The organism is Citrobacter sp. Cpo074 (assembly GCF_030332745.1).
GTDB classification, from domain to species: Bacteria; Pseudomonadota; Gammaproteobacteria; order Enterobacterales; family Enterobacteriaceae; genus Citrobacter; species Citrobacter portucalensis.
The window spans coordinates 139,491-159,715 of sequence record NZ_JAOWHG010000023.1 but is presented as its reverse complement, the minus strand read 5'-3'; the positions used below and the strand labels follow the sequence as shown (position 1 = coordinate 159,715).

Here is a 20,225-nt window from a genome sequence, read left to right as displayed (position 1 = left end):
AGAAAAATCACTAATTCTTTCGTTGCTCCAGACGGCGTAAGGCGCGTTCACGACGGCTTTCCTCACGGCTTCTGTCCAGCAGGATCTCTTCGATAAACGCCAGGTGACGGTGGGACGCTTCACGCGCCTCTTCCGGCTTCCCGGCAATAATTGCTTCAAAAATACGGGTACGGTGACTGCTAACCAGTGGCAGCATTTCACGACGCGCATACAGCAATTCGAAGTTTTGCCGAACGTTCTGGGCCAGCATCGGCTCCATACACCTTAGCAAATGGAGCAGCACCACATTGTGTGCCGCTTCGGTGACAGCAATTTGATACTGGAGTACCGCATCAGATTCGCCGTCAAGATCGCCGGACTGTTGAGCAAGCTCGATCGCATGGTGGAGTTCACGGATACGCGTTTTGTCTTCAACCGTGCTGCGCAGTGCAGCGTAATAAGCCGCAATACCTTCCAGCGCATGGCGCGTCTCAAGCAGGTCAAACTGGGATTCAGGATGGTCGGAGAGCAGCTCTACCAGTGGGTCGCTAAAGCTCTGCCACAGGCTGCTCTGAACAAAAGTGCCACCGCCCTGACGACGAAGCAGTAAGCCCTTCGCTTCAAGGCGTTGGATCGCCTCGCGTAAGGAGGGGCGGGAGACGTCGAACTGTTTTGCCAGCTCGCGTTCCGGTGGGAGTTTTTCTCCGGGGCGAAGTGTCCCCTCAAGAATTAAAAACTCCAGCTGCTGCTCAATCACATCGGAGAGTTTTGGTTGGCGGATTTTGCTGTAGGCCATGATTTCCTGTCTTAAGCCATTTGCCCGGAGTCAATTGGTCTTACCAATTTCATGTTCTTGACGCTAAAGTAACAAAGTATTCACCTTCTGTCCATACAGGTTTTGATTGAAATCAGTAAAGGAGGCATATTTTAACAACATTACAGAAATAACGTTTCAAACATGTAACTATGCACAAATGTTAAATTTACCCACCTCGGGGTAGTTTTAACGGAATTGAAACGAAAAATTATCTCATCTGAACCGATTCACCTGCTTATTTATCGATATATCAACCACTATTAATGAATAGAAATTCAAAATGGAAATTTTGTGGTAGATAAACTCGCATTTACAAATGGTTTCTTTTTATTCAACTCGTCATCTTCCCCGCATAAAGCAGGTGCATTCGCGCTCGCGTATCATTATTCTGATCAAGACAAAAGTATTAAGGCAACATTTTATCAAAAGCATCTGTAAACAAATTAATACAACAAACGGAATTGAAAACTTACACACGCATTGCTGCGTAGTTCAAAAAATAAGCACTCGAAATATGAAGAGTAAAACCACACACGAGGTTTCATGATGGAAAGTCAACAGCATGGCGATCAGCTCAAGCGCGGCCTTAAGAACCGCCATATACAGCTAATCGCACTGGGTGGCGCGATTGGTACCGGGTTATTCCTCGGTAGCGCATCCGTTATCCAGTCTGCAGGACCGGGTATTATTCTGGGTTACGCTATTGCCGGCTTTATCGCCTTTTTGATTATGCGTCAGTTAGGTGAAATGGTGGTTGAAGAGCCCGTTGCAGGCTCATTTAGTCACTTTGCTTATAAATACTGGGGCGGTTTCGCGGGGTTCTCTTCCGGCTGGAACTATTGGGTGCTGTACGTGCTGGTTGCCATGGCAGAGCTAACTGCCGTGGGTAAATACATCCAGTTCTGGTACCCGGAGATCCCAACATGGGTGTCTGCGGCTGCCTTCTTTGTGCTGATCAACGCCATCAACCTGACCAACGTAAAAGTGTTTGGTGAGATGGAGTTCTGGTTCGCCATTATTAAAGTCATTGCCGTCGTAGCGATGATCCTGTTCGGCGGCTGGTTACTGTTTAGCGGTAACGGCGGCCCGCAGGCCAGCGTCAGCAACCTGTGGGACCAGGGAGGCTTCCTGCCGCATGGCTTCACCGGTCTGGTGATGATGATGGCTATTATTATGTTCTCTTTCGGTGGGCTGGAGCTGGTCGGGATCACCGCAGCAGAAGCGGATAACCCAGAGCAAAGCATTCCCAAAGCGACCAACCAGGTTATCTACCGTATCCTGATTTTCTATGTGGGTTCGCTGGCGGTTCTGCTTTCCCTGATGCCGTGGACGCGTGTCACGGCGGATACCAGCCCGTTTGTCCTTATTTTCCACGAACTGGGCGACACCTTTGTTGCTAATGCCCTGAACATCGTAGTGCTGACTGCCGCCCTTTCTGTCTATAACAGCTGCGTATACTGCAACAGCCGTATGCTGTTCGGTCTGGCACAGCAGGGCAATGCGCCGAAAGCGCTGATGAACGTCGACAAACGCGGTGTACCGGTGAACACCATTCTGGTTTCCGCACTGGTGACGGCTCTGTGTGTGCTGATCAACTACCTGGCACCGGAATCCGCCTTTGGCCTGCTGATGGCGCTGGTGGTTTCCGCACTGGTGATCAACTGGGCAATGATTAGCCTGGCACACATGAAGTTCCGCAAAGCCAAGCAGCAGCAGGGTGTTACCACCCGCTTCCCGGCGCTGCTCTATCCGCTGGGTAACTGGGTGTGCCTGATTTTCATGGCTGCAGTACTGGTGATTATGCTGATGACGCCGGGTATGGCGATCTCGGTGTACTTAATCCCTGTATGGATTGCCATTCTTGGCATCGGCTACCTGTGTAAACAAAAAACGGCCGGCGCGGTTAAAGCGCATTAATCCCCCCCTCCCCCCACCTGCGTCAGGTGGGGGTTGTTACCTGCCTCACACTTTCCCACTCACGACTGTTTAGTCCATATCAGCGGCGTTATCCTGCAACGCAAAAACACCGGTGCCGGACAATAATTCTCTCCATATCTCATTAATGGAGTGCAGTTGATGGAAACCAGTAAGCTCACGGTGAAAGAAAAGATCGGCTATGGAATGGGCGACGCCGGATGCAACATCATCTTTGGCGCCATCATGTTGTTTGTTAACTATTTTTACACAGACATTTTTGGTCTGGCACCTGCACTGGTCGGCGTATTACTGCTCTCAGTACGCGTTATCGACGCCGTTACCGACCCTATAATGGGCGCGATGGCCGACCGCACCCGTAGTAAATATGGTCGATTTCGTCCATGGCTTTTATGGATGGCTTTCCCGTACGCGTTATTCAGCGTACTAATGTTTACCACTCCAGAGTGGACCTATAACAGCAAAGTTATCTATGCGTTCGTTACCTACTTCCTGCTATCTATTACTTATACAGCGATCAACATTCCCTACTGCTCGCTCGGCAGCGTCATCACCAACGATCCGAAGGAACGCGTCGCCTGCCAGTCATATCGCTTTGTGTTGGTAGGCATTGCAACCCTGCTGCTGTCCCTCACCTTGCTGCCAATGGCCGACTGGTTCGGCGGGGAAGACAAAGCCAAAGGGTATCAGATGGCGATGGCGGTTCTGGCTTTCATCGGCATGTGTATGTTCCTGTTTTGCTTCGCTACGGTCCGTGAACGCGTGCGCCCTGCTGTCCAGACCAATGACGATTTAAAAGCCGATCTGAAAGACGTGTGGAAGAACGATCAGTGGGTAAAAATTCTGCTGTTAACACTGTGCAACGTCTGTCCGGGCTTTATTCGCATGGCTGCCACCATGTACTACGTGACATGGGTTATGCAGCAAAGCACGCAGTTCGCAACGCTGTTTATCAGTCTTGGTGTGGTCGGCATGATGATCGGCAGTATGTTGGCGAAGGTATTAACCGATCGCTGGTGCAAACTGAAAGTCTTCTTCTGGACCAATATTATCCTGGCGATTTTCTCTGCCGCGTTTTACTTCTTCGATCCGAAAGCCACCATGATGATTATGGTGCTCTACTTCCTGCTCAACATCCTGCACCAAATTCCTTCTCCGCTGCACTGGTCGCTGATGGCGGATGTCGATGACTATGGCGAGTGGAAAACCGGTAAACGCATCACCGGAATCAGCTTCTCCGGTAACCTGTTCTTCCTGAAACTGGGCCTGGCAATTGCCGGAGCGATGGTCGGCTTCCTGCTCTCCTGGTACGGCTACGACGCTGGGGCGAAAGCGCAAAGCGACTCTGCCATTAACGGTATTATGCTGCTGTTTACCATCATACCAGGCGTAGGCTACCTGATTACCGCAGGCGTGGTTCGTCTGCTGAAAGTTGACCGCGAGTTTATGCAGCAAATCCAGACAGATTTAGAAAAGCGCCGCGCCAACTACCGTGAACTGAATGAATACCACGATATAAAAACGACTGAAACCGTAAGGAAAGCCTAATGAATCAGTGGCCAAATCCCTTTATTGAACAGCGTGCCGATCCGTTTATCTTACGTGACGGTAGCCACTATTATTTCATTGCTTCAGTACCCGAATATGACCGACTGGAGATACGCCGGGCCGACTCGCTGGAAGGGTTGCGCACCGCCGCCCCAGTTGTCGTCTGGCACAAACCAGAAAGCGGCCCCATGAGCCAACTCATCTGGGCACCCGAAATCCATCATCTGGCAGGCAAGTGGTACATCTATTTTGCTGCCACTCACACACAGTCGCTCGACAAGCTGGGGATGTTCCAGCATCGCATGTTTGCGCTCGAATGTGCCGACGCCGATCCGCTGACCGGGCAGTGGACGGAAAAAGGTCAGATTAAAACGCAGTTTGATACCTTTGCGCTTGATGCCACCACCTTTAACCATCAGGGAAAACAGTGGTACCTCTGGGCGCAGAAGTCGCCCGATATCGCCGGAAACTCCAATATCTATCTCGCTGAGCTGGAAAATCCATGGACGATTAAAGGCGAGCCGGTCATGCTAAGTCACCCTGAGTATGACTGGGAATGCCGGGGTTTTTGGGTCAATGAAGGTCCTGCCGTCATGGTTCACGGCGATAAGCTGTTTATCAGCTATTCCGCCAGCGCAACCGATGAGAACTACTGTATGGGATTATTGTGGATTGACCTCAACGCCGATCCGCTCAACCCGCAGAACTGGCACAAATCACCGCGCCCGGTCTTTACCACCAGTTATGAAAACCGCCAGTTTGGGCCAGGACACAACAGCTTTACACAAACGCCGGAAGGTGAAGATGTGCTGGTGTATCACGCGAGAAACTACACCGAAATCGAGGGCGATCCGCTGTACGACCCAAACCGCCACACTCGTCTGAAGCTCGTGCGTTGGGACGAAAACGGCATGCCAGATTTTGGCGTGCCGCCTGCTGATACGAACTAAACCGTTGCACTGCCCGGTGGCGCTAGCGCTTACCGGGCCTACACGTTTTTTCATTGTAGGCCGGATAAGCATTAGCGCCATCCGGCACAACGCTATACTAATGCCCCATAAATGGTGAGCACCGCAATAACCACCACCACCACAAACGAGGTTTTCTTCGCCAGCGAAACGGCGGCTTTTGGCGTTTCGACTTTATCGGTGTGCGGTTCACGCGCCAGCGAGAACTGCGCCAGACGCGTAAGCACCTGATATTGCGACGTGTGCAGATCCGCAAGCGAGGCAAACCAGGCCGGCAGCGCTTTCTCACCATGTCCCAACAGCGCATAGACCACGCCCGCCAGACGCACCGGGATCCAATCCAGCACATGCAGGATCGCATCAATGCCTGATTGCAGACGCTGGTGCGGTGTCTGATAGCGCGCCAGCCAGGACTGCCAGGCGCGTAAAAAAGCATAACCAACCAGCGTCACAGGTCCCCACGGACCACCGACAATCAGCCAAAATAACGGCGCCAGATAAAAACGGAAGTTGTTCCATAACAGCGCGTTCTGCAGTTCGCGCAAGAATTCACGCTCATCGCAGTCCGGCGGAACCCCATGGATAAGCGTCAGCTCGCTGGCCATCGCATCACGGGCGTGAGCATCATCGCGAGCAGCCGCGTTCAGGTAAGCGTGATAGTGAAGGCGCGCCTTGCCAGCACCGATGCACAGCAAGCCAATTAAGATCCACGCCACCAGCAACGGAACATTAAACAACAGCCCATGAAGTGCGCGCAGTAGCAGAAATGTCACTCCCATCGCAATCAGAGTCATGCCTACCGTACGCATCATCGAAAAATGCTTAATCCGGCGGAAAAAAGCTTCAATCCGGTGATCAAGCTGCCAGTGCTCACCCAGCTTAAACAGGCGTTCAACAATCAACACCAATAATGTTGTAAACAGCGTCATGTCATCTCCTTGTGCGACGAGGGGGTGACCAGGGCGCGGAACCTTGCCCAGTCAAAGGACGGCCCAGGATCGGTCTTACGCTCGGGCGCAATATTGCAATGTCCTGTCATGTTGTTAGCAATGGCCGGATAACGCGTAATCAGAGTATTCGTCACGGCAGCCAGTTGCTGATACTGCGCATCGGTATAGGCCAGCGTATCCGTCCCTTCCAACTCAATACCAATTGAAAAATCATTACAGCGTTCTCGCCCTTGATAGCTCGACACACCCGCATGCCAGGCGCGTTTATCAAAAGGCACATATTGCACGATTTCACCGTCACGGCGAATCAAACAATGGGCCGAAACACGCAGATGGGCGATCCCGGCAAAATAAGGATGGGCGTTGGGATCAATCGTGCCCGTAAACAGCGCGTCTATCCACGGGCCGCCAAACTCGCCGGGCGGCAGGCTGATATTATGCACCACCAGCAGAGAAGGGTTTTCGTCATCCGGGCGGCAATCGTAATGCGGAGAGGGAACGCGTCGCGCCTCTGCCAGCCAGCCCTCGTCTAACAACATGCAGAATCTCCTTATTGGTGGTGCTCATATCAGGTTCAGGGTAGCATGTTTCCACCTTATGATTCGTTAGCAATTTGGAGTTTTATCATGCCGCCTCGCCGCTATAACCCTGACTACCGACGTGACGCGCTGTTGGAACGCATAAATCTGGATATCCCTGCCGCTGTAGCTCAGGCGCTGCGTGAAGATTTAGGCGGAGAAGTTGATGCCAATAACGATATCACCGCACAGCTTTTACCCGAAGACATGCGCTCCCATGCCACCGTAATCACCCGCGAAGATGGCGTTTTTTGTGGAAAACGTTGGGTGGAAGAGGTCTTTATTCAGCTGGCTGGCGATGATGTCAACATCACCTGGCATGTCGAAGATGGCGACAGCATAAAGGCCAATCAGCCGCTGTTTGAACTGGACGGCCCTTCCCGCGTTTTACTGACCGGTGAACGTACTGCGCTGAATTTTGTGCAGACGCTTTCAGGTGTAGCGAGTGAAGTGCGTAAATACGTCGACCTGTTAGCGGGAACCAAGACCCAACTGCTGGATACCCGCAAAACCCTGCCGGGACTGCGTACCGCGCTAAAATACGCCGTATTGTGCGGCGGCGGCGCGAATCATCGTTTGGGGCTGTCCGACGCCTTCCTGATTAAAGAAAACCACATTATTGCTTCCGGCTCGGTACGTCAGGCCGTCGAAAAAGCCTTCTGGTTGCACCCGGATGTGCCGGTTGAAGTCGAAGTAGAAAGCCTGGATGAACTGGACGACGCGCTGAAAGCCGGGGCCGATATCATCATGCTCGATAACTTCGAAACTGACCAAATGCGCGAAGCGGTAAAACGCACCAACGGCCAGGCGCGTCTGGAAGTGTCGGGCAACGTCACCCATGAAACGCTGCGCGAATTTGCCGAAACCGGTGTGGACTTTATCTCCGTTGGCGCGCTGACCAAACATGTTCGCGCACTCGATCTCTCCATGCGATTTCGCTAATTGCTGATTGTATTGCCCGATGACGCTTCGCTTATCGGGCCTACTACACAGGTTTATTCTGTAAGCCGGATACGGCATTTACACCACCACCCGGCAGTTTCTTCGAGTCTCTTCGCAAATACATTGCCTGACTCTGTAATTTCGTAAAAATCCTCTGAACCCGCTTTCCCGTTTTGTTTTTTGTCCCTCGCCGTCCTCCCGTGGGTTTGCCAAAGTAGCGCCAGCCAACTCAAGGAGCGAACGATGAACAAGCAACGAGGCTTTACGCTTATCGAACTCATGGTGGTGATTGGCATTATTGCCATCCTTAGCGCCATCGGCATTCCGGCATATCAAAACTATCTGCGCAAAGCCGCGCTGACGGACATGCTGCAAACCTTTGTCCCCTATCGCACGGCGGTTGAGCTCTGTGCACTGGAGCATGGCGGAACAAATACCTGCGATGCCGGAACGAATGGTATTCCCTCTCCAACAACTACCCGTTACGTCTCAGCCATGAGCGTTGAAAAGGGAGTTGTCAGTCTTAGTGGGCAGGAAAGCCTGAACGGGCTAAGCATCACCATGACGCCAGGTTGGGACAATGCCAACGGCATTACCGGCTGGAACCGAAACTGCGTCATCCAGAACGACAGCGCATTGCAGCAGGCCTGTGAAGACGTTTTCCGCTTCGATACCCACTAAGGAACAGAGATGAATACCACCCAACTTACGGCACTATGCCAACGTTATCAGGCAATATTACTGGATGCAGACAATGAAGTGGTGCATATCGCCGTCGTAGACGCCCCATCACACGAGCTGCTGGATGCGCTGCATTTTGCCACCACCCGACGCATCGACATTGTCTGCTGGACACGTCAGCAAATGGAAGGCCACACGCATACACCGCAGAAAATGCTCCCGGCAGTGGTCACGAAAAGCAGCGCCAGCGCAGCAGACTTGCTGAATCAGACGTTTCATTCCGCTCTGACGCAACGGGCTTCTGATATTCATTTTGAACCCGAGGAAAATCACTATCGAATCAGATTACGCGTAGATGGCGTGCTTCACGCGTTACCGGAAGTCACGACCGAGATGGGCATAGCCATCACCGCAAGGTTAAAAGTATTAGGCAGCCTGGATATCGCCGAGCATCGGCTTCCACAAGACGGACAATTTACCGTTGAGATTTCAGGAGAGCCGGTCTCGTTTCGCATCGCCACCCTACCCTGTCGCTACGGCGAAAAAGTCGTGTTACGGCTACTTCATCAGGTCGATCAGTCACTGGAGATCGCGGCGCTGGGAATGCAAGACGCGCAGCTGGCCGCATTTTCGCAAGCCTTGCAGCAGCCTCAGGGGTTGATTCTGGTCACCGGACCTACCGGAAGCGGCAAAACGGTCACGCTGTACAGTGCGCTGCAAACCCGAAACACCCCGGATGTGAATCTTTGTAGCGTGGAGGATCCGGTAGAGATCCCGATCGCAGGTCTCAACCAGACACAAATTCACCCACGCGCCGGTTTGACTTTTCAGGGCGTATTGCGCGCGCTGCTGCGCCAGGATCCCGACATTATCATGGTGGGTGAAATCCGCGATGGCGAAACGGCCGAAATAGCCCTTAAAGCAGCGCAAACTGGCCATCTGGTTCTTTCTACGCTGCATACCAATTCCACCAGTGAAACGCTGGTGCGCCTGCAACAAATGGGTGTCGCACGCTGGATGATCGCCTCCGCGCTGACGCTCGTTATTGCACAGCGGTTGGTCAGAAAGTTGTGCCCCCATTGCCGACAACGTCACAGTACGCCTATCACGCTCCCGAAAACTGTCTGGCCTACACCACTACCGAATTGGCTGGCCCCTGGCTGCAAACATTGTTATCACGGATTTTATGGCCGTACGGCATTGTTTGAAGTGCTCCCTGTTACTCCGGCATTACGTCAGAGTATTGCCAGTGGCACATCCGTAGACGAAGTGGAATCTGATGCTCAGCAATCAGGAATGAGAACGCTTTTCGAGAATGGCTGTCAGGCCGTCGAGCAAGGGTTAACGACATTTGAAGAGCTGATTCGTGTACTGGGCATGCCTCATGTCCGCTAAACAGCTTTGGCGCTGGCAAGGCATTAACAACGAAGGTAGATCGCTGGAAGGAACGCTATGGGCCGATACCCGACCGTCATTGATGCTGGCTCTTGAGGAACAACAGATTACGCCGCTGCGCATTAAACGTATGCGTGTCAAAATCTCGCACTGGAGCCGTACAAGAAGTGCCGAAACCATACACCAGTTGGCGACATTGCTAAATGCAGGGTTAACGCTCTCAACAGGGCTAGCTCTGCTTGCTGAACAGCATCCCAGCACTCAATGGCAGGCGCTACTGCGTACGCTGGCTTACGATATGGAACAGGGCATAACCCTCTCCGCCTCGTTATCACAATGGCAACACGTTTTTCCGCCCCTTTACCAGGCAATGATCCGTACCGGAGAACTTACGGGTAAGCTGGACGACTGCTGTTTTGAACTCGCCTACCAGCAAAAGAAACAACAGCAACTTGCTGATAAAGTTAAAAAAGCCCTGCGCTATCCGATCATCATCATAACAATGGCGGTGATGGTCGTATTTGCGATGCTGCAATTTGTACTCCCTGAGTTTGCCGCTATCTACCAGACGTTCAACACCCCGCTACCGGCGCTCACTCAGTGGATTATTACCATCGCACACTGTAGCAGCCAATGGGGATGGCTGGCGGTAGCGCTTGGCCTGGTAGCAGTTGCCACACATCATTTGATAAAGCAGAAACCGTACTGGCTCATTCTGCGCCAGAAATTGCTGCTCAGCCTCCCGGTCATAGGGCCGATGGTGAGAGGGCAAAAACTCACGCAGATATTCACTGTTCTGGCGTTAACGCAAAATGCAGGCATTCCCTTTTTGCAGGGGCTTGAGAGCGTTACCGAAACGCTGGCTAACCCTTTCTGGTCTCAACGTTTAGCACTGGTTCAGCAGGACATCAGCTCTGGAAAACCGATCTGGTTAGCGCTTAAAAATAGTGGTGAATTCAGCCCATTGTGTATACAGCTGGTCAGAACTGGTGAAGCTTCCGGCTCGCTGGATGCAATGCTGCGCAATCTTGCTCATCACCATGGCGAGAAAACCCTGGCTCAGGCTGATAATTTGGCTGCATTACTTGAGCCTGCGTTGCTGGTCATTACGGGGCTTATCATCGGTACACTGGTCGTCGCGATGTATTTACCGATTTTCCATTTGGGAGATGCGATGAGCGGGGTGGGATAGATTCAAATGCCTGATGACGGCGTAACGCCATCAGGCATTTCACAGAACTAGCTGTTCTTACAGGCTATTGAAAACACGGTTTTCTTGTTCCTGTACACGAATAAACGTTGTACGTTTGGTCAGCTCTTTCAGACGGGATGCGCCCACATAGGTACAAGCAGAACGCAAACCGCCGAGGATATCGCGAGCGGTATTATCAACCGGGCCGCGCAGTGGCAGTTTGACGGTTTTACCTTCTGCAGCGCGGTACTGTGCAACACCACCTACGTGACGCGTCATGGCAGATTCAGAGCTCATACCGTAGAACAGCATGAATTTCTCACCGTTCTCTTCAACAATTTTGCCGCCACTTTCTTCATGACCAGCCAGCATGCCGCCGAGCATCACGAAGTCTGCGCCGCCACCGAACGCTTTTGCCACGTCACCCGGCATTGTGCAGCCGCCGTCGCTGACAATCATGCCACCCAGACCGTGGGCTGCATCGGCGCATTCAATAACCGCAGAAAGCTGTGGATAGCCAACGCCGGTTTTTACACGCGTGGTACATACAGAACCAGGGCCAATGCCAACTTTGACAATATCAGCACCGGAGAGCACCAGCTCTTCGCACATTTCACCGGTGACCACATTGCCCGCACAGATCGTTTTAGTCGGCCATGCTTCACGCGCTTTCGACACGAACTGAACAAAATGCTCTGAGTAGCCATTGGCCACATCAATGCAGATAAAGTTTAACGCGGGGTTGAGCGCCAGAATCTGTTTAGTTTTTTCGAAATCTGCATCAGACGTACCGGTTGAAACCATTACGTGTTTGAGCACATCGGCAGAGCTCTCTGCGATGAAGGCGGCCCAGTCTTCAACAGAATAGTGTTTGTGCACGGCGGTCAGGATGTCGAAGGATGCCAGTGCCGTTGCCATGGCAAACGTCCCGACAGTGTCCATGTTCGCGGCAATAATAGGTACGCCGGACCAGGTCTGACCTGAATGCTTAAAGGTAAATTGACGTTCCAGCTCAACATCGGAACGGCTTTTGAGAGTAGAACGCTTAGGGCGGATAAGAACGTCTTTGAAACCTAACTTCAGATCTTCTTCGATACGCATGTGCGGATTCCTGGGGTTAATGGCGAAAAATCGAAACTCACAACTCCAGTGACGCTATCATACGCACTAATCAATGCCGCGCAAGACTGCGAAATTCTCTTTTTTTACGCTACAATCCCATAAATTTACCTGGCGAATAGTAGGTTAATCCTGCAGCAGCCTCGCCTTCGCACGCATAACTTTTAACTGTTTGATAATCAAACTTAAACTCCAGGATCGGCATCTATGAGGTATACGGTAGCCTTAACCGGCGGCATTGGCAGTGGTAAAAGCACCGTTGCAAATGCGTTCGCTGACCTCGGAATAAACGTCATTGATGCAGATATTATTGCGCGCCAGGTGGTTGAACCCGGCACACCTGCTCTTAAGGCGATCGAAGAACATTTTGGTTCCGACGTTATAGCCGCAGACGGATCGTTGCAGCGACGCATTTTACGCGAACGCATTTTTTCCAATCCTGAGGAGAAAAGCTGGCTGAATGCTCTGCTTCATCCGCTTATTCAGCAGGAAACCCAGCGTCAGTTTCAGCAAGCAACCTCTCCTTATCTGCTATGGGTTGTCCCTTTGCTGGTGGAAAATTCGCTGTATAAAAAAGCCGACCGCGTACTCGTGGTGGATGTCACCCCCGAAACCCAGCTCAGACGCACCATGCAGCGTGATGACGTCACGCGTGAGCATGTTGAACAAATTCTTGCTGCCCAGGCAACGCGTGAAGCGCGGCTGGCCGTGGCAGACGATGTTATTGATAATAATGGCGCACCGGAAGCCATCGCCTCGGATGTCGCCCGCCTGCACGCGCTCTATTTGCAATGCGCGTCGCAGTTTGTCTCACAGGAAAAATCGTAATGCACACCCAGGTCCTTTTTGAACACCCTCTCAATGAGAAGATGCGTACATGGCTGCGCATTGAGTTTTTAATCCAACAGCTCTCCGTTAATTTGCCCATTACTGACCATGCCGGCGCTCTGCATTTTTTCCGCAATATCGGAGATTTACTGGATGTATTTGAACGCGGCGAAGTCCGTACCGAACTCCTCAAAGAACTGGAGCGACAGCAGCGTAAACTCCAGGCCTGGGTCGAAGTTCCCGGCGTCGATCAAAGCAGAATCGACTCTTTGCGTCAGCAGCTAAAAAGTGCAGGCAGCATTCTGATTTCTGCCCCGCGTATTGGACAGACGCTGCGCGAAGATCGTCTGATTGGTCTCGTACGTCAGCGTTTAAGTATTCCTGGCGGGTGCTGCAGTTTCGATCTGCCGACTCTGCATATCTGGTTACACCTGGCACAGTCGCATCGTGACGCGCAGGTTGAAACCTGGCTTGCCAGCCTGAATCCGCTCAACCAGGCGCTGTCGCTGGTACTGGATTTAATTCGCAACTCAGCACCGTTTCGTAAGCAAACCAGCCTGAATGGTTTTTATCAGGACAACGGCGAAGATGCAGATCTGCTACGCTTGCAGCTGCCGCTTGATTCGCTGCTTTATCCGCAAATTTCTGGTCATAAGAGCCGTTTTGCCATCCGCTTTATGCCGCTGGATAGCGAGAATGGTCAGGTGCCTGAGCGCCTCGATTTTGAACTGGCGTGCTGTTAAGGAGTCAACATGTCTGAACAAACCATCGTCAACTGCCCAACCTGCGGCAAGCCTGTAGTATGGGCTGAGGTCAGTCCGTTTCGCCCATTCTGCAGCAAGCGCTGCCAGTTAATCGATCTGGGAGAGTGGGCCGCAGAAGAGAAACGCATCCCAAGCTCTGGTGATCTGTCAGAAAGCGACGACTGGAGTGAAGAGCAGAAGTAATTCTGCTAAAACGGTGGGTCGGATTAGGCAACGCCGCATCCGGCATTTTATGTTGTTTTGCCTGATGGCGCTGCGCTTATCAGGCCTAAGAACTAAAACGTAGGGCGAGCAAGCGTAGCGCCCCCGCCACAATTTGCCGGATGCGGCGTTGCCTTATCCGGCCTACAGCACCATTAGCCAGCAATCAGCTTTTCAATGACCGGTGCATTAGCGGGCGGGAAATCCTGCGCATTCAGAGCATCTTGCGCAATCCACTGCGCCGGTTGCCCCTCTTTTCCCCACGGCTCGCCTTCCCAGCTTTCAACCAGCCAGAACCACAGAGTGATATGCCTGTCCGGAAACTGATACTCCAGCTTTTCGAACAATGAGCTTTGAGTCGGCGTGATCCCCACTTCTTCCTGTAGCTCGCGAATCAGCGCCTGCTCCGGCGTTTCGCCCGCTTCAATTTTCCCGCCGGGGAACTCCAGCTTATTGGCCATGTGGGCATCAGCCGCACGCTGGGTGATAAAAATTTCATGTTGCTGATTACGAATAATCCCGACGGCGATTTGCAGTATTTTCATCTTTATCGTCCATAAAAAAGGCGCAGAATTCTGCGCCTTTTCAGTAAGTTATTTTCTTAGCTCAGACGGCCGTGGCACTGTTTGTATTTTTTGCCTGAGCCGCAAGGACACGGATCGTTACGACCCACTTTACGATCGCCGGTTTGTGCTGCCAGCTCTTCTGCTGCGGCAGAATCGTCGCCTTTATGACTCAACTGCTGCATCTGCGCTAAGCGCTCAGCTTCTTCACGACGCTGCTGCTCCATGGCTTCGACTTCTTCAGGCATACGCACCTGAACTTTGCTCAGGGTGCTGATCACTTCATATTTCAGTGATTCCAGCATTGACGCAAACATAGAGAAGGATTCACGCTTGTATTCCTGCTTCGGATCTTTTTGCGCATAACCACGCAGGTGGATACCCTGGCGCAGATAGTCCATCGCAGCAAGGTGCTCTTTCCACAGAGAGTCGAGAGTTTGCAGCATCACGCCTTTTTCGAAGTGACGCATCATCTCCGCGCCCACTACTTCTTCTTTACGCTGATAAACTTCGATGGCGTTTGCCAGGATACGTTCACGCAGCGTTTCTTCGTGCAGCTCAGGCTCTTTATCCAGCCACTCAGAAATCGGCATCTCAAGATCGAAGTCGTTTTTCAGACGTTCCTGCAGACCCGGGATATCCCACATTTCTTCCAGAGACTGCGGCGGAATATAGGCATCAATAGTTGCTTTGAAGACATCTTCACGGATGCTGTTGATGGTTTCGCTAACGTCAGTTACGTCCAGCAGTTCGTTACGCTGGGTGTAGATAGCACGACGCTGATCGTTGGCAACGTCATCATATTCCAGCAGCTGCTTACGAATATCGAAGTTGCGGCTTTCCACTTTACGCTGCGCGTTAGCAATTGCTTTGGTCACCCATGGGTGTTCAATGGCTTCACCTGGCTTCATACCCAGTTTACGCATCATGCCTGACACGCGGTCAGAGGCAAAAATACGCATCAGCGCATCTTCCATCGACAGATAGAAACGGGAAGAGCCCGCATCACCCTGACGACCTGAACGACCACGCAGCTGGTTATCGATACGGCGAGATTCGTGACGCTCGGTACCGATAATATGCAAGCCACCGGCAGCTAATACCGCGTCATGGCGAACCTGCCACTCGGCTTTAATCTGCGCGATTTGTTCCGGAGTTGGGTTTTCCAGCTCGGCTACTTCCGCCTGCCAGCTACCGCCCAGCACGATATCGGTACCACGACCGGCCATGTTCGTCGCGATAGTCACGGCTGACGGATAACCCGCCTGGGCGACGATTGCAGCTTCGTTGGCGTGGAACTTGGCGTTCAGAACGTTGTGTTTGATACCCGCTTTGCTCAGTTCGTTAGATACCACTTCCGATTTTTCAATGGAGATAGTACCTACCAGCACCGGCTGGCCATTTGCGGTACGCTCTTTAATATCTTCAATGATCGCCTGAATTTTTTCCGCTTCGGTCATGTACACCAGATCCGGTAAATCCTTACGGATCATCGGACGGTTGGTCGGCACAACCACGGTATCCAGTTTGTAGATGGAGCTAAATTCAAACGCTTCAGTGTCGGCTGTACCGGTCATACCGGCCAGTTTTTCGTACAAACGGAAGTAGTTCTGGAAGGTAATAGATGCCAGCGTCTGGTTCTCGTTCTGGATCTCTACGCCTTCTTTAGCTTCAACAGCCTGGTGCAGACCATCGGACCAGCGACGCCCCTGCATGGTACGACCGGTGTGTTCATCGACGATGATAACTTCGCCGTCTTTCACGATGTAGTCTACGTCGCGGGTAAACAGCACGTGCGCACGCAGTGCGGCAGTCACGTGGTGCATCAGCATAATGTTGCCTGGAGAGTACAGTGACTCGCCCTCGTCCATAATGCCTTCGTTAACCAGCAGCTCTTCAATCAGTACCAGACCACGTTCGGTCAGGTTAACCTGGCGCGCTTTCTCATCAACAGAGAAGTGGCCTTCGCCCTGGAACGTGTCGGAATCTTCCTTCTCCTGACGGATCAGGTGCGGGATGATTTTGTTCACTTTTTTGTACATTTCCGAGCTGTCTTCAGCCGGGCCGGAAATGATCAGCGGCGTACGCGCTTCATCGATCAGGATGGAGTCGACTTCATCGACCAGCGCATAGTGCAGTTTACGTTGAACACGCTCTTCCGGACTAAACGCCATGTTGTCACGCAGGTAGTCAAAGCCGTATTCGTTGTTGGTACCGTAAGTAATATCGGCGTTGTAGGCTTCACGCTTGGCTGGCGCAGGCAGGCCAGACATGTTGATACCAACGGTCATGCCGAGGAATTCAAACAGCGGGCGGTTATTTTCGGCATCACGCTGAGCCAGATAGTCGTTCACGGTAACCACGTGTACGCCCTTCCCGCTTAATGCGTTCAGGTAGGCTGGCAGCGTCGCGGTAAGGGTTTTACCTTCACCAGTACGCATTTCCGCGATGCAGCGATCGTTAAGCACCATACCGCCCAGCAGCTGAACGTCGAAGTGACGCATACCGAACACACGCTTACTCGCTTCACGCACTACGGCGAACGCTTCCGGGATCAGGCTCTCAACGCTGGCACCTTTTTCCAGACGGGCGCGGAATTCAGCGGTCTTCGCTTTCAGTTCATCATCGGAGAGTTTTTCCATCTCCGGTTCCATCGCGTTGATGACATTGACCACTTTACGCATACGACGCAGCGTACGCTCGTTACGGCTACCGAATACTTTCGTTAATAATTTGATTAGCATAATAAAATCTCAAACGCCCCGCGGTGCGGAGTCAAAAATTATAAGTTGGAAGGTTCTTTTTTAGCTGAGGCGTTGAGGACCAGCGCGGATACCCTGCAGCTGGCTGATCCAGACCGGAACGCTAAACGCGGCCTGAGAGGTAAAGTGTGCGTATGTCACGCGACTTACTGTCGCGGGCGGAGTGCCTTCCTGCGTCAGCATCGCGCTGAGCGTATTCAGTAACGCAAGATGGTGCGCCTGGATTGGCAATGGCTCTTCGGCAACGGGCAACGCCTGAGGTGCCATGGCAAAAGAAAGATGGCGGATAACCGTACGAATGGCATGTTGATGCCAGTAATCGACGGTAAAATTTGGGCGGCGATTGGTCGCTTCCAGCAAAGCAAGCTGGCTAAAGTTAACTTTAGCGCCTTGATCGTGATTGCTGGCGGTCGCCTTCGCGGGGGTATTAGGTTCAGCAGCATTACCGAGCGCGGGCAGGCCAAAACTAGCCGCGACCATCCCCAACAGGAGATGCGGCCAGAAGTACCGTCTGCCTAACTGTCGCCAGCGCGTCAGTATTCCACTCACGTTATTGCCACCTGATATACCCTGCGTTTGGGGTTACAAATGCAAAACCATTTTTTGCGCACAAATCTTACCATTAATGCGTTCGCACCACAGCAGTAATGACAGCAAGTCGCGGGTAAATATGCTTAAGAAAGCAGCGATCGAACGGTATTTTAATCTACCTGTGGGGAAAAAATCGCTTCAGATAAGGTGGTTTGCACTCGGAAGATAAAAAAACGACTGGCTCACCTGGCCGGAGAGAGTGCCAGATTTACCAGTCGAATTTATGCGACAGCGTATGTCGTTATGCCAGTACGGTCGATGGTGCTTTGAACGCCAACGGCAGTTCTGCATCGTCCTGGAAGGTCACATATTCCCAGGCTTCCTGTTTTGCCAGGACCGCCTGCAACAGTTTGTTATTCAATGCATGACCGGATTTATATGCGGTAAATGCACCAATAATGTTGTGACCACACATGAACAAGTCACCGATCGCGTCGAGCATTTTGTGACGAACGAATTCATCTTCAAAACGCAGGCCGTCTTCGTTCAATACGCGATAATCGTCAACAACGATGGCACAATCGAAGCTGCCGCCCAGGCACAGGCCGCGGGACTGCAGATATTCGATATCACGCATGAAGCCGAAAGTACGCGCACGGCTGATCTGACGCATGAACGCATCCGCAGAGAAGTTCATCGCGTAGCGCTGCGTGCTGGAGTCGATCGCCGGATGGTTAAAGTCGATGGTGAAATCCAACGTAAAACCATTATACGGCTTAAACTCAGCCCACTTATCGCCATCTTCGACACGAACGGTCTCTTTGATGCGAACAAATTTTTTGGCGCTGCTCAGTTCTTCAATACCTGCATCAAGCAGCAGATAAACGAACGGAGCGGCACTGCCATCCATGATCGGGATTTCCGGTGCGTTAACTTCAATAACGATGTTATCGATACCTAAACCCGCCAGAGCAGCATTAAGGTGCTCTACGGTTGAAATCCGTACATCATGCTCATTGACCAGACACGTACAGAGCATGGTATCACGCACAGATTTGGCATCGGCCGGGAAATCTACCGGAGGATTCAAGTCGGTGCGACGATAGATGACCCCGGTGTTGGCCGGCGCAGGGCGTAATGTCAGGGTGACTTTTTTGCCGGTATGCAAACCGACGCCAGTCGCCTGAACGATACGTTTAAGAGTCCTTTGTTTGATCATCGTATAATCTCGCCAAATTACCTATCCAACCGAAGTGTACTATACATTCGGTGGGCCAGTTTAGCACAAAGAGCCACAATTCCCAAATTCCAGCTAATTCTTAATCAGCTTGCTTACGCAGGAATGCTGGGATATCCAGATAATCCGGCTCTTTGGTGGTTTGCGGCGTATTGTCGTTAACCACTTTCGCTACCGGTTTCTGCTCTTGCGTCAACGGCGCCATGCCGTGCTGCTGGTAACGATCCATTACCGGCTGCTGTACCTGCTTGTTGGTCACCAGAGTGATTTCAGGACGTTTGTCCATACCAATTCCAGTTGCAACAACGGTGACGCGCAGTTCGTCGTTCATATCCGGGTCCAGAGAGGTACCGATAACCACGGTCGCATTATCCGATGCAAAGGCACGAATCGTGTTACCGACGGTTTCGAACTCATCCAGACGCAGGTCGAAGCCCGCAGTAATGTTGACCAGCACGCCGCGTGCGCCAGACAGATCGATGTCTTCCAGCAGCGGAGAAGAGATAGCCATTTCAGCCGCTTCTTCTGCACGGTCTTCACCGCTTGCCACGCCTGAACCCATCATCGCGTAGCCCATTTCGGACATCACGGTGCGCACGTCTGCAAAGTCGACGTTCATCAGGCCCGGACGAGTAATCAGTTCAGCGATACCCTGGACTGCGCCTTTCAGCACATCGTTCGCTGCGCCAAACGCATCCAGCAGGGAGATACCGCGACCCAGCACTTTCAGCAGTTTGTCATTCGGAATAGTGATCAGAGAGTCCACATGTTTGGACAGCTCGGTGATACCCTGCTCCGCGAATGCCATACGCTTCTTACCTTCAAAGTTGAAAGGCTTAGTCACGACAGCAACGGTCAGAATACCTAAATCTTTTGCTACTTCAGCAACCACTGGCGCTGCACCGGTACCGGTACCGCCGCCCATGCCAGCTGCGATAAACACCATGTCTGCGCCGTCAAGCGCTGCACGCAGAGCTTCACGATCTTCGTCTGCCGCATTACGGCCTACTTCCGGGTTTGCACCCGCGCCCAGACCTTTGGTGATGCCGCTACCAATCTGAATGGTCTGTCCAACCGCCGTTTTACGCAACGCCTGAGCGTCGGTATTCACCGCGAAGAATTCAACACCTTCGATGCGCTCGCGCACCATGTGTTCAACGGCATTACCGCCGCCGCCGCCGACGCCGATGACTTTAATCACCGCGTCATTGGTAAGTTCCATAGGTTCAAACATA

General features: G+C 52.2%; 19 protein-coding genes. 10 read left to right on the top strand and 9 right to left on the bottom strand.

What is annotated here, in order from left to right; genetic code table 11:
- Positions 1-10: 10 nt before the first annotated feature.
- The gene (gene pdhR / locus OGX83_RS01810; RefSeq protein WP_286587264.1) at positions 11-775 is read right to left on the bottom strand and encodes a pyruvate dehydrogenase complex transcriptional repressor PdhR; all 765 of its coding nucleotides are present in this window, start codon (positions 773-775) and stop codon (positions 11-13) included.
- Between the two features lie 564 nt (positions 776-1,339).
- On the opposite strand from pdhR, the gene aroP reads away from it, so the two are divergent.
- The 3 genes from aroP to OGX83_RS01795 all read left to right on the top strand — a co-directional run bounded on the left by aroP (position 1,340) and on the right by OGX83_RS01795 (position 5,229).
- Positions 1,340-2,713, top strand: a complete 1,374-nt coding sequence (aroP, locus tag OGX83_RS01805; protein ID WP_008786209.1) for an aromatic amino acid transporter AroP — start codon at positions 1,340-1,342, stop codon at positions 2,711-2,713.
- A 159-nt stretch (positions 2,714-2,872) separates the two neighbouring features.
- Positions 2,873-4,279 (top strand): glycoside-pentoside-hexuronide (GPH):cation symporter, encoded by a 1,407-nt coding sequence (locus OGX83_RS01800; protein WP_003829494.1) that lies wholly within the window; start codon positions 2,873-2,875, stop codon positions 4,277-4,279.
- Positions 4,279-5,229, top strand: a complete 951-nt coding sequence (locus OGX83_RS01795; RefSeq protein WP_100271503.1) for a glycoside hydrolase family 43 protein — start codon at positions 4,279-4,281, stop codon at positions 5,227-5,229. Before OGX83_RS01800 ends, OGX83_RS01795 begins: the two co-directional genes overlap by 1 nt.
- 92 nt (positions 5,230-5,321) lie before the next feature.
- On the opposite strand, the gene ampE is transcribed toward OGX83_RS01795, so the two are convergent.
- Both ampE and ampD read right to left on the bottom strand, forming a co-directional pair.
- Positions 5,322-6,176 (bottom strand): beta-lactamase regulator AmpE, encoded by an 855-nt coding sequence (ampE, locus tag OGX83_RS01790; RefSeq protein ID WP_003829498.1) that lies wholly within the window; start codon positions 6,174-6,176, stop codon positions 5,322-5,324.
- Positions 6,173-6,736 (bottom strand): 1,6-anhydro-N-acetylmuramyl-L-alanine amidase AmpD, encoded by a 564-nt coding sequence (gene ampD, locus OGX83_RS01785; protein WP_008786207.1) that lies wholly within the window; start codon positions 6,734-6,736, stop codon positions 6,173-6,175. The genes ampE and ampD overlap by 4 nt, the downstream gene beginning before the upstream one ends.
- Positions 6,737-6,823: 87 nt before the next feature.
- On the opposite strand from ampD, the gene nadC reads away from it, so the two are divergent.
- The 4 genes from nadC (at position 6,824) to hofC (ending at position 10,985) form a co-directional block, all read left to right on the top strand.
- A complete protein-coding gene (gene nadC / locus OGX83_RS01780) occupies positions 6,824-7,717 on the top strand; it encodes a carboxylating nicotinate-nucleotide diphosphorylase (protein ID WP_003837454.1) in 894 nt (297 codons plus the stop codon).
- Positions 7,718-7,960: 243 nt separating this feature from the next.
- Positions 7,961-8,398, top strand: coding sequence for a prepilin peptidase-dependent pilin (gene ppdD / locus OGX83_RS01775; RefSeq protein WP_032942370.1), 438 nt, complete (start codon positions 7,961-7,963; stop codon positions 8,396-8,398).
- Positions 8,399-8,407: 9 nt separating this feature from the next.
- Positions 8,408-9,793: a type II secretion system protein GspE gene (gspE, locus tag OGX83_RS01770; protein ID WP_286587263.1), complete on the top strand. Its 1,386-nt coding sequence runs from the start codon at positions 8,408-8,410 to the stop codon at positions 9,791-9,793.
- Complete coding sequence (gene hofC, locus OGX83_RS01765; RefSeq protein ID WP_286587262.1) at positions 9,783-10,985, top strand: protein transport protein HofC; 1,203 nt, start codon at positions 9,783-9,785, stop codon at positions 10,983-10,985. Before gspE ends, hofC begins: the two co-directional genes overlap by 11 nt.
- Before the next feature lie 57 nt (positions 10,986-11,042).
- On the opposite strand, the gene OGX83_RS01760 is transcribed toward hofC, so the two are convergent.
- The gene (locus tag OGX83_RS01760; RefSeq protein WP_003829510.1) at positions 11,043-12,086 is read right to left on the bottom strand and encodes a GMP reductase; all 1,044 of its coding nucleotides are present in this window, start codon (positions 12,084-12,086) and stop codon (positions 11,043-11,045) included.
- Positions 12,087-12,311: 225 nt separating this feature from the next.
- Here OGX83_RS01760 and coaE point away from each other — a divergent pair, with 225 nt between their 5' ends.
- Genes coaE through yacG form a run of 3 tightly spaced genes read left to right on the top strand, consistent with a single transcriptional unit; the run spans position 12,312 to position 13,879 of the window.
- Positions 12,312-12,932, top strand: coding sequence for a dephospho-CoA kinase (gene coaE / locus OGX83_RS01755; RefSeq protein ID WP_060682750.1), 621 nt, complete (start codon positions 12,312-12,314; stop codon positions 12,930-12,932).
- Positions 12,932-13,675, top strand: a complete 744-nt coding sequence (gene zapD, locus OGX83_RS01750; protein ID WP_008786201.1) for a cell division protein ZapD — start codon at positions 12,932-12,934, stop codon at positions 13,673-13,675. Before coaE ends, zapD begins: the two co-directional genes overlap by 1 nt.
- A gap of 9 nt (positions 13,676-13,684) precedes the next feature.
- Positions 13,685-13,879 (top strand): DNA gyrase inhibitor YacG, encoded by a 195-nt coding sequence (gene yacG, locus OGX83_RS01745; protein WP_003018740.1) that lies wholly within the window; start codon positions 13,685-13,687, stop codon positions 13,877-13,879.
- 173 nt (positions 13,880-14,052) lie between these two features.
- Here the strand turns inward: yacG and mutT are convergent, their stop codons facing one another.
- The 5 genes from mutT to ftsZ form a co-directional block, all read right to left on the bottom strand.
- A complete protein-coding gene (mutT, locus tag OGX83_RS01740) occupies positions 14,053-14,442 on the bottom strand; it encodes an 8-oxo-dGTP diphosphatase MutT (RefSeq protein WP_008786200.1) in 390 nt (129 codons plus the stop codon).
- Between the two features lie 56 nt (positions 14,443-14,498).
- Positions 14,499-17,204 (bottom strand): preprotein translocase subunit SecA, encoded by a 2,706-nt coding sequence (gene secA / locus OGX83_RS01735; protein ID WP_003829517.1) that lies wholly within the window; start codon positions 17,202-17,204, stop codon positions 14,499-14,501.
- A gap of 60 nt (positions 17,205-17,264) precedes the next feature.
- The gene (secM, locus tag OGX83_RS01730; RefSeq protein WP_003829520.1) at positions 17,265-17,771 is read right to left on the bottom strand and encodes a secA translation cis-regulator SecM; all 507 of its coding nucleotides are present in this window, start codon (positions 17,769-17,771) and stop codon (positions 17,265-17,267) included.
- Between the two features lie 283 nt (positions 17,772-18,054).
- Positions 18,055-18,972: a UDP-3-O-acyl-N-acetylglucosamine deacetylase gene (gene lpxC / locus OGX83_RS01725; RefSeq protein ID WP_006686706.1), complete on the bottom strand. Its 918-nt coding sequence runs from the start codon at positions 18,970-18,972 to the stop codon at positions 18,055-18,057.
- Positions 18,973-19,072: 100 nt separating this feature from the next.
- Positions 19,073-20,224: a cell division protein FtsZ gene (gene ftsZ / locus OGX83_RS01720; RefSeq protein WP_003018753.1), complete on the bottom strand. Its 1,152-nt coding sequence runs from the start codon at positions 20,222-20,224 to the stop codon at positions 19,073-19,075.
- Position 20,225: the final 1 nt, after the last annotated feature.